Source organism: Micromonospora sp. NPDC005220 (assembly GCF_040607895.1).
In the GTDB taxonomy this organism is placed as follows: domain Bacteria; phylum Actinomycetota; class Actinomycetes; order Mycobacteriales; family Micromonosporaceae; genus Micromonospora.
The window spans coordinates 1-4,921 of sequence record NZ_JBEXHP010000204.1 but is presented as its reverse complement, the minus strand read 5'-3'; the positions used below and the strand labels follow the sequence as shown (position 1 = coordinate 4,921).

Annotated in this window: 3 protein-coding genes; 1 reads left to right on the top strand and 2 read right to left on the bottom strand. The window is 73.0% G+C overall.

What is annotated here, in order from left to right:
- Positions 1-92 precede the first annotated feature (92 nt).
- Positions 93-2,702, bottom strand: a complete 2,610-nt coding sequence (locus ABZU52_RS31870; protein ID WP_354974627.1) for a glycoside hydrolase family 9 protein — start codon at positions 2,700-2,702, stop codon at positions 93-95.
- Positions 2,703-2,973: 271 nt separating this feature from the next.
- On the opposite strand from ABZU52_RS31870, the gene ABZU52_RS31865 reads away from it, so the two are divergent.
- Positions 2,974-3,699, top strand: coding sequence for a protein phosphatase 2C domain-containing protein (locus tag ABZU52_RS31865; RefSeq protein ID WP_354974626.1), 726 nt, complete (start codon positions 2,974-2,976; stop codon positions 3,697-3,699).
- A 9-nt stretch (positions 3,700-3,708) separates the two neighbouring features.
- On the opposite strand, the gene ABZU52_RS31860 is transcribed toward ABZU52_RS31865, so the two are convergent.
- On the bottom strand, positions 3,709-4,921 hold a 1,213-nt coding region (locus tag ABZU52_RS31860), incomplete at its 5' end, for an ATP-dependent helicase C-terminal domain-containing protein (protein ID WP_354974625.1).

The window sequence follows — 4,921 nt, the reverse complement described above, 5'->3', positions numbered from 1 at the left end:
TCGACGGGCACCGATTGGTGGTCGCGGAGGTGCCGCCCGCCCCGGCGGACCAGCGTCCGGTCTACGTCACCGTGCAAGGCATCTCCGGGGGCTCAGCTCAGCGAGCAGGCCGCTCCGTTGACGGTGATCAGGCCGGGGCTCGGGTTGGCACCGCCGCCCGTCGTGGCGTTGAAGCCGAACGTCACAGTGCCGCCGGGTGCGATCTTGGCGTTGTACGACTCGTTGCGCGCGGTCACCGTCGCGCCGGACTGGGTGACCTTCGCCAGCCACGCCTCGCGCACCCGCTGGTCGCCGGTGAACGCGAAGCGCACGCTCCAGCCGTTGACAGCGGTGGCGCCCGTGTTGCGGATGGTCAACTGCCCGGTGAACCCGGTGCCACCCTGCCAGGCCCCGTAGTTCACGTACTGCACCGAGCAGGTGGTGGCCGGCACCGCACCGGCGTCACCCTGATCGGCCAGGAACGAGGCGATCCAGGTCAGCGCCGAGTTCCAGTTGATCGCCACCTCGTTTGTCGAGTACGAGTTGATGTCGTCGACGTAGCAGAACATCGGCTCGCAGCCGGCGAGCAGTTGCGCCACGAACGGGTCCTGGAGGGCCGCGTTCGGGCCGCCGGCGAGAGAGCCGGCCGGCGGTCGGGGCAGGCTCGGGTCGAGCTGATGGCCGAAGATCCGACTGTGCTGGTTCTGCGCGGCGTGCTCTCCCCACCCGGTGACATAGGAGATGTTCAGGGCGTTGCGACCGAGGATGTAGTCCATGGCCTGCACGGCGCCGTCGCGGTAGGCGGCGTTGCGGGTCAGGTCGAACGCGGTGGCCAGCACCACCGCGTTGTTGATGACGTTGCTGTTGCCACCCCAGAAGTAGCTGTTGGCGTCACCGGGCATCGGCAGCCCGTACGCCTGCCGGCGCAGTTCGGCGAGGTACGTGTCGGCGGCGGCGGTGACCGAGGCGCGGACCCGGGCCAGATCGGCGGCGGGTAGCCCGTTCGGCACGGTGGCCAGGTCGAGGCGGCCCAACGCGGCCACGCTCTGCCAGCTGAAGCCCCGTGCGTCGAACACGTTCCCGGTGTGGTGCGGTGAGGCGGTCACGTCGGCCAGGTAGTTCTGCGCCCCGGTGGTCAGGTACAGCTCGGCCGCCGCCCAGTAGAACTCGTCGGTGACGTTGCTGTCGTCGTACGCGCCGCCGCCGGTGCCGTCGGTCGGGCTGGCGTACACCGCCGGGTGGGCCTTGGCCGCGGCGTAGGCCGTCTTCGCGGCAGTGCCGCAGCGCGTCGCGAACGCCGCGTCGTAGGGGGCGAAGAGCCGGGCGCACTGGGCCGCGGTGGCGGCCAGGTTGAGGGTGGCCGCGGTCGACGGTGGGTGCAGCTCGCGCGGCTGCGGATCGGCGTGCGGGGCGAGCGGCAACCCGGTCCAGTTCTGGTCGTGGATCTTGTGGTGGACCATGCCGGCGAGCGGCTTACCGGCCGGCACCTGCATACGCAGCAGGAACTCCAGCTCCCAGCGGGCCTCGTCGAGGATGTCCGGCACGGCGTTGCCGCGCTCGGGCACCCGCAGCGTGCTGTCGGCGAGATCCGCGCCGCCGTCGGCGGTGGCCGCCGTCTTGGTCCGCTCGAAGGTGTTCAACAGCTGGTAGGTGGCGATGCCGCCGTTGACCACGTACTTGCCGTGGTCGCCGGCGTCGTACCAGCCGCCACGCACGTCCAGGGAGTAGTCGCAGACACCCGGCTGGCACGGCACGTTGGTGTCGCCCCGGTTGGGTGCGACGCCGAGGTGCCCGGCAGGTCGGGCGTACTCGTCGCCGATCAGGTCACCGTCGATGGCGATGCCGCTGCGCTGGGCGTAGAAGAACTGCAACGAGTCGGAGCGCAGCCGGTCGTAGAGGGTGCCGGAGATGTCGAACGGGTGGCTGGTCTCGCCGTCCACGGTGAGCGTGAGCCCGGTGCCGGGAGTGCGGTACCTGGTGAAGTCGACAGTCTGCACGTTCTGCCCGGAGGCGGCGTCGACACCGCGAGCGGTGGTGGTGCCGCTGGCCACGACGGCGCCGGCGGCGCTGCGCAGCTGCCAGGGCAGCGCCGTGGTGGCTTCGGTGACGACGGTGGCGTTCTTCGGGCCACCGGGCAGGTAGCCGACCTGGTTGACGCGAACCCGTGGCCCGGTGTCCGGCACGTACGGCTCGGGCGGCTCGCCACCGCGCAGCGAGACGTCGTCCAGGCAGATGGTCTGCGCCTGCGCGGAACCGCCGACCTGGAAGATCAGTTGGGCGTTGGGGTTGTCGTCCGGCACGGTGAAGGTCTGCTCGACCCGCTGGAGGGTGCCGGTCGCGGTGGCGTCCACGGCGGCGTACGTGGTGTACGGGGCGCTGCCGAGCTGCAACACGGCCTTGACCGCGGCGCCGGGAGTGGCGGAGACCGCGAAGCCGAGGGTGTATTCGGCGCCGGCGATCAGCGGTACGCCGTCCTGGCCGATGCCGGCGTCCCACGGGTTGGCCAGGCCACCAGCGACGGTGGTGCAGAGTTTGCCGTCGGTGACCGCCAGCGGGCCGGTGCCGAAGGAGAACCAGGGGCTCACCCCGGCGCTGAAGTCGCCGTTGTCGATCTGCTCGGGAGCGTCCGGTGGTGGTTCGGCGTGGGCCGCGCCGGCGCCGGCGCCGGTGAGGGCCAGAGTGGTCGCCGCAGCCAGCAGGAGGCGGCGTCGGGATGGCGTCACGGGGAGTCCTTCCGGGACGGGAAAGAGGGCGGTGGTGATGACACAGTCGTGGCATAACTTGGGAGCGCTCCCAGGTATCGGCTCGATATTTCCAGCGCCGGCACCCCATGTCAATTGATCTGGTTGGATGGGTTCCGGTGTCCGACGAGGGCGGTCATCCCGACGGGCGCTCCCGACGCGCCACCACCCGGACGTGAGATTGGCCGCGCCACGCCTCGTCGTCCTGATCTCCTAGAGACAACTGCGCCCTTCTCCTGGCAGGCTGCCTCCCATGACCCTGAAGCTGCGTTCGGTGGGAACGAGCGACCGTGGGCTGATCCGCAGCGGAAACCAGGACGCCCTGCACGCCGGCACCTGGCTCGTCGCCGTCGCCGACGGCATGGGTGGGATGGCCGCCGGCGACCTGGCCAGCGCCCTCACCATCGACGCGGTCGCCCCGCTCGACGTGGAGACACCCGAGGACGCCCTGGTGGCCGCGCTCGAGGGTGGCATCGCGCTGGCCACCTCCCGGATCCGACAGGCGATCGCCGAGGATCCCGAGCGCCAGGGCATGGGCACCACGCTGACCGCACTGCTCTTCGCCCGTACCGGCAGCTGCCTGGCCCTCGCCCACGTCGGCGACTCCCGGGCCTACCTGTTCCGCGAGGGCGTGCTCAAGCAGATCACCCGGGACGACACGTTCGTCCAGATGTTGGTGGACCAGGGCGTGATCACCGCGGACCAGGCCAGCAGTCACCCCCGCCGCGCCGTGGTCACCCAGGCGTTGCAGGGCGACGAGGTCTCCCCGTCGTACGCGACCATGGTGCCCCGGGCCGGCGATCGGTGGCTGCTGTGCAGCGACGGCCTCTCCAACGTGGTCCGCCCGGACACCCTCACCGAGGTGCTCGGCGGCTATCCGGACCGGGGCGCCTGCGCCGGCAAGCTGATCGACCTGGCCCTGCACGCCGGCGGGCCGGACAACGTCACGGTCGTGGTGGCCGACGTCGTCGAGGAGTAGCCCCGGCCTTCAGCGCCGACGTGGCGTGGCGCGCCGGGTGGGTGTGGCCGTCCCCGGGTCCTCCGGCCACGGGTGCCGGGGATAGCGCCCGCGCAGCTCGGAGCGGACCTGCGGGTAGCCGGTACGCCAGAACGACGCCAGATCGGCGGTGACCGCGACCGGACGGCCGGCGGGAGAGAGCAGGTGCAGCAGCACCGGCACCCGACCGTCGGCGATGCGGGGCGCCGCCGGCCAGCCGAACGTCTCCTGGAGCTTCACGGCGAGCACCGGCGCGGCCGGGTCGCGGTAGTCCAGCCGGATCCGGGAACCACTCGGCACCTCGATCCGCTCCGGGGCCAACTCGTCGAGGCGGGCGGCCTGCGCCCAGGGCAGCAGCCGACGCAGCGCCGACGACACGTCCACCCGCCCCAGGTCGGCCCGGCGTCGCGCGGCGGCCAGCTCAGGGCCCAGCCAGCTCGGCGCGGCGTCGAGCAACGCCTCGTCGTCGACAGCCGGCCACGGATCGCCCAGCTGCTGCCGAAGGAACGCGAGCCGCTCGCGCAGCGCCCGCGCCGCCGGCGTCCAGGGCAGCAGCCCCAGCCCGTCCTGACGCAAGCCGGTCAGCAACGCGGCAGCCACCTCCGCCCGGTCCGGCCGGTCCAGCCGCCGCTGGACCAGCTCGATCGCGCCCAGCCGGGTCACCTCCCGGGCCACCACGTCCCCGTCGGACCAGCCGACCTCGCGGTCGGTGCGCAGCAGCGGACCGGCCGCCTCCCGGGCCGTCGCCTCGTCCACCGGGGAGGCCCGGCGGATCCGGGCCGACGGCGCGCCGGGGGTGCGGTCCGCGACCGCGACCGCCAGCCAGTCGGACCCGGCCAGCCCCGAGCCGGCGGCCAGCTCCGCGGCGGTCCCGCCGGTCATCAGGTACGCCGAACCGCCCGGCCGCCGCACCCGGGCCAACCGTTCCGGGTACGCCAGACCGACGAGCAGCCCGGCGGCGAGATCGTCGCTCAGCCCAGCCGTGCCGGTGCGGCCCTTCGGCGGGGTGCCCGCCGGCAGCGCGGCCCGCAGCCGGCGTACCTCGGTGCGCCAGCGAGCGGTCGCGCCCGCGTCCACACCGGTGCGCAGCCGACGCCAACCGGCGACCAGATCGTCACCGGGGCCGGCCGCGCTCTCCTCGGCGAGCAGGGCGACCACCTCGGCGGCCCGGTCGGCGCCGACCCGGCCGGCGCCGTCGAGCAGC

Excerpts from the sequence above, each read along its gene's own strand:
- ABZU52_RS31865 (WP_354974626.1), top strand. The coding sequence starts at position 2,974 with ATGACCCTGAAGCTGCGTTCGGTGGGAACGAGCGACCGTGGGCTGATC.